Below are 3,930 nucleotides of genomic sequence, written 5' to 3'. Positions count from 1 at the left end.
TGCGGGGGTGAGGTGCGGACCGGGCCCGGTTCAGGCGCCCGCGGTCCGCCAGGCCTCGACGTCGGCCAGGTATGCCGCGGCCCGGTCGCGGGGCAGGAACGAGCCCTCGAAGGACGCCGCCGCGAGCGCCGCCCGCTGGTCGCGGGTCAGGCCGAAGGCGGCGGTGACGGGGTCGTCGACGTCGTCCACGTAGGCGCCGAAGTAGGGCGGGTCGTCGGAGTTGACGCTGACGAGCATGCCGGCGCCGATCATGTCCGGCAACGGGTGCTCGGCGAGGGAGCGGACGGCGCGCAGGCGCACGTTGGAGACGGGGCACACGGTGAACGGGACCTGCTCGGCCGCGACACGAGCGACGAGGGCGGGGTCCTGGACGACGGCGATGCCGTGGTCGATCCGCTCGGCGTGCAGCAGGTCGAGGGCGTCCCGGACGTTCGCGGCCGGGCCTTCCTCCCCTGCGTGCGCGGTGCGGCGCAGGCCGGCGGCCTCGGCCCGGGCGTAGAGGTCGGCGAACAGGCCGGGTGGGTAGCCGATCTCGGCGTTGTCCAGCCCGATGCCGACGATCGGCGCGTCCATGGCGAGCAGCCGCTCGAGGACGTCGAGCGCGTCGGCGACGGGCTTGTCGCGGTGGAACGCGGCGATGAGGAGCGTGGAGACCCCGTGGTCGGCCTCGGCACGCTCCAGGACGCCGGTGATGCCGCCCACCACAGCCTCGAGCGGCACGCCGCGCACGAGGTGCGCCTGCGGGTCGAAGCTGATCTCCGCGTGCCGCACCCCGGCGCGGGCGGCGCGGACGAGGTAGGCGCGCGTGAGGTCGGCGAAGTCGGCCTCGGTGCGCAGCACCGCCATGTTGGCGGTGTACAGGTCGAGGAACGCGGGCAGGTCCGCGAAGTCGTAGGCGGCGCGCAGGCTCTCCGGGTCCGGGTACGGCAGCTCGACACCGTTGCGGGCGGCGAGCTCGAAGGCCAGGTCCGGCTCCAGCGTGCCTTCGAGGTGCACGTGCAGCTCGGCCCGGGGCGGGCGGGACGACGGCGCGGGTGAGGTCATGAGGGCAGGTTACGTGCCGGACTTTCGTGGGGGCTGTCAGTGTGCGCCACTAGCATCGCGCCCACCATGACGACGCAAGAGACCCCGACGGATTCACCGCACACGTTCCAGGTCGACCTCCGCGGGTTGGTGGACCTGTTGTCCCAGCACCTGTACGCCAGCCCGCGCGTCTACGTCCGCGAGCTGCTCCAGAACGGCGTCGATGCCATCACGGCGCGGCGCGCCCTCGACCCGGACGCCCCGGGCACGGTACGCATCCAGGCCACCGGCACGTCGGTGCGGGTCACCGACTCCGGGATCGGGCTGACCGAGCCGGAGGTGCACCAGCTCCTGGCCACGATCGGCCGCAGCTCCAAGCGTGAGAGCCTGGCCGAGGCCCGCAAGGAGTTCCTCGGCCAGTTCGGCATCGGACTGCTGGCCTGCTTCGTCGTGGCCGAGACCATCCGGGTGGTGAGCCGGTCGGCCCGCACGCCGGACGCGCTGCCCGTCGAGTGGGTGGCCCGCGGCGACGGTTCGTACACGGTGCGCACCCTGGACGTCGCCGAGCACCCCGAGCCGGGCACCACGGTGCACCTGGAGGCCCGCCGCGGCAGCGAGCAGTGGTTCGAGGCCGACACCGTGGCCGATCTCGCCGCCGACTTCGGGGCCCTGCTCCCGTACGACGTCCGGGTGGGCGACGAGCCGATCACCGGGCAGCGCCCGCCGTGGGAGGCCCCGCACACCAGCCCGACAGCGCGGGCCGCCGCCCTGTCCGCGTACTGCCAGGACACGTTCGGCTTCGCGCCGCTCGACTCGATCGAGCTGGACCTGCCGCTGGTCGGCATCCGCGGCGTCGCCTACGTGCTGCCGGGCGTCGTCAGCCCGGCCCAGCGCGGCGGGCACCGCGTGCACCTCAAGGGCATGCTGCTGACCGATCGCGCCGAGACGCTGCTGCCCGACTGGGCGTTCTTCGTGCGGTGCGTGCTGGACACCGACGCGCTGCGCCCCACGGCCAGCCGCGAGCAGCTCTACGAGGACGAGACGCTCGCCGCCGTCCGCGACGCGCTGGGCGACCGGGTCAGGGGCTGGCTCGCGCAGCTCGCGACCACGTCTCCGGAGCGCCTGCGGCGCTTCCTGGCCGTGCACCACCTGGGGGTCAAGGCGCTGGCCCTGCACGACGAGGACGTGCTGCGCACCATGCTGCCGTGGCTGCCGTTCGAGACGTCGGAGGGCGAGCTCACGCTCGACGACCTGGCCCGGCGGCATCCCACCGTGCACTTCACGCGCACCGTCGACGAGTTCCGGCAGGTGTCCGCCATCGCGGCGGCGCAGGGCATGGCCGTGGTCAACGGCGGGTACACCTACGACGCCGCCCTGGTGCAGGCGCTCCCCCTGGCCCGGCCCGGGGTGGCGGTCGAGGAGCTCGACGCGTCGGTCGTGACGGCGCACCTCGACCACCTGGACCCGGCCGCCGAGCTGGCGCTGGCCCCGTTCCTGGCCACGGCCCGGGTCCGACTGGACCCGCTGGACTGCGACGTCGTGGTACGTGCCTTCCACCCGGCGTCGCTGGCCGCGGTACACCTGGACGACCGGTCCGCGCGGCACGAACGAGCCCGGGCCGAGGCCGAGAGCGAGGCCGACGACCTGTGGGCCGGCATCCTCGGGTCCCTGCGCGACGAGGCGCCGCGCGCCCGGCTCGTGCTGAACCACCTCAACCCGCTGGTGCGGCGCATCGCGGGGCTGCCCGACCCGGACCTGGCGGGCGTGGCCGTCGAGGCCCTGTACGGGCAGTCGCTGCTCCAGGCGCGCCGGCCCCTGCGCCCCGTGGACCAGGCCCTCGTGAACCGTGCGTTCGGCGAGCTCCTGGAATGGGCCACGCCCAGCCCGCCGCCGACCCGCGACGACCGGCCCGGCGACCGCGCCGACGACACCCAGGAGAACGACCGATGAGCCAGATCACCGACCTCGCGACCCTCCAGGAGGCGATCTGGGAGAACAACCAGCGCCCCCACGGCACCTCGCAGGCCGCAGCCGCCGAGAACATCCTCGACCAGGCGGCGCAGCTCGGCCCGAAGGCGGAGATCAAGGCGGTCTTCCACCTGATCAGCGCCTACGAGTTCAGCGCCGACCGGCACAAGGTGCTGGTCCCGTTCGCGCGCGCCCTGCGGCTGTGGGACCAGGACCCGAGCGTCTTCGACGCGTCCGCCACCCATTCCTTGTTCTGGGACTTCAAATGGGTCACCACGGGCATGCTCGACCTGCCGCGGGTGCCCCTGGCCGCGATCGAGAACTGGCTCACCGAGATGGACCGGCGTTACCGGCTGGCCGGACACACCGAGCGGGCCGTGCGGATGTCCGAGTTCTACATCGCCGACCACATCGGTGACACCGAGCGGGCGCAGCGGGCGTTCGACGGCTGGCTCGCCGCAGAGCGCGGCGAGCTGGCCGACTGCCACGCCTGCGAGACCGCGCGGCAGGGCGAGTTCTTCTCCGACGGCGGCGACGACGCGAAGGCGGTGCGGCACTGGACCCCCGTCCTGGACGGCCGGCTGACCTGCGCCGAGGAGCCGCACCGCGCGCTGGCCCGCTCGCTCCTGCCACTGGTGCGGCTCGGCCGCCTCGACGAGGCCCGGGCGAACCACATGCGCGGCTACCCCATGGTCAAGGGCTCGGAGAGCCTGATGCACTCGGTGGCCAAGCACATCGAGTTCTGCACACTGACCGGCAACGAGGCCCGTGCGCTGGAGCTCCTGGCCGACACCCCCGGGTACTTCCAGGCCGACGGCGAGCCCGAGCCGCGGATGGGCTTCTACGCCGTGACCGCGCTGCTCATGGACCGCCTGGTCGCCCTCGGCCGCGGCGACCTGCCGGTCACCGGCCCCGCCGGGCGCACCTGGACCGCCGCCG

The 3,930-nt window shown here is 73.8% G+C and carries 3 protein-coding genes; 2 read left to right on the top strand and 1 reads right to left on the bottom strand.

Annotated elements, in window-relative coordinates; translation table 11 throughout:
* Positions 1–30: 30 nt before the first annotated feature.
* The gene (gene add, locus PROKR_RS02955) at positions 31–1,044 is read right to left on the bottom strand and encodes an adenosine deaminase (protein WP_036959418.1); all 1,014 of its coding nucleotides are present in this window, start codon (positions 1,042–1,044) and stop codon (positions 31–33) included.
* Between the two features lie 66 nt (positions 1,045–1,110).
* On the opposite strand from add, the gene PROKR_RS02950 reads away from it, so the two are divergent.
* Together PROKR_RS02950 and PROKR_RS33605 are read left to right on the top strand one after the other, a co-directional pair.
* A complete protein-coding gene (locus PROKR_RS02950) occupies positions 1,111–2,973 on the top strand; it encodes an HSP90 family protein (protein ID WP_084800219.1) in 1,863 nt (620 codons plus the stop codon).
* A partial coding sequence (locus tag PROKR_RS33605; RefSeq protein WP_036959416.1) for a hypothetical protein occupies positions 2,970–3,930 on the top strand: 961 nt, incomplete at its 3' end. The genes PROKR_RS02950 and PROKR_RS33605, both read left to right, overlap by 4 nt.

Origin of the sequence: Promicromonospora kroppenstedtii DSM 19349, assembly GCF_000515355.1 — a bacterium.
Lineage (GTDB): Bacteria > Actinomycetota > Actinomycetes > Actinomycetales > Cellulomonadaceae > Promicromonospora > Promicromonospora kroppenstedtii.
This window is presented reverse-complemented; position numbering and strand designations above follow the sequence as displayed.

Bases quoted from the DNA above. Each gene is read 5' to 3' on its own strand.
- add (WP_036959418.1), bottom strand. From the start codon at position 1,044: ATGACCTCACCCGCGCCGTCGTCCCGCCCGCCCCGGGCCGAGCTGCAC.
- PROKR_RS02950 (WP_084800219.1), top strand. From the start codon at position 1,111: ATGACGACGCAAGAGACCCCGACGGATTCACCGCACACGTTCCAGGTC.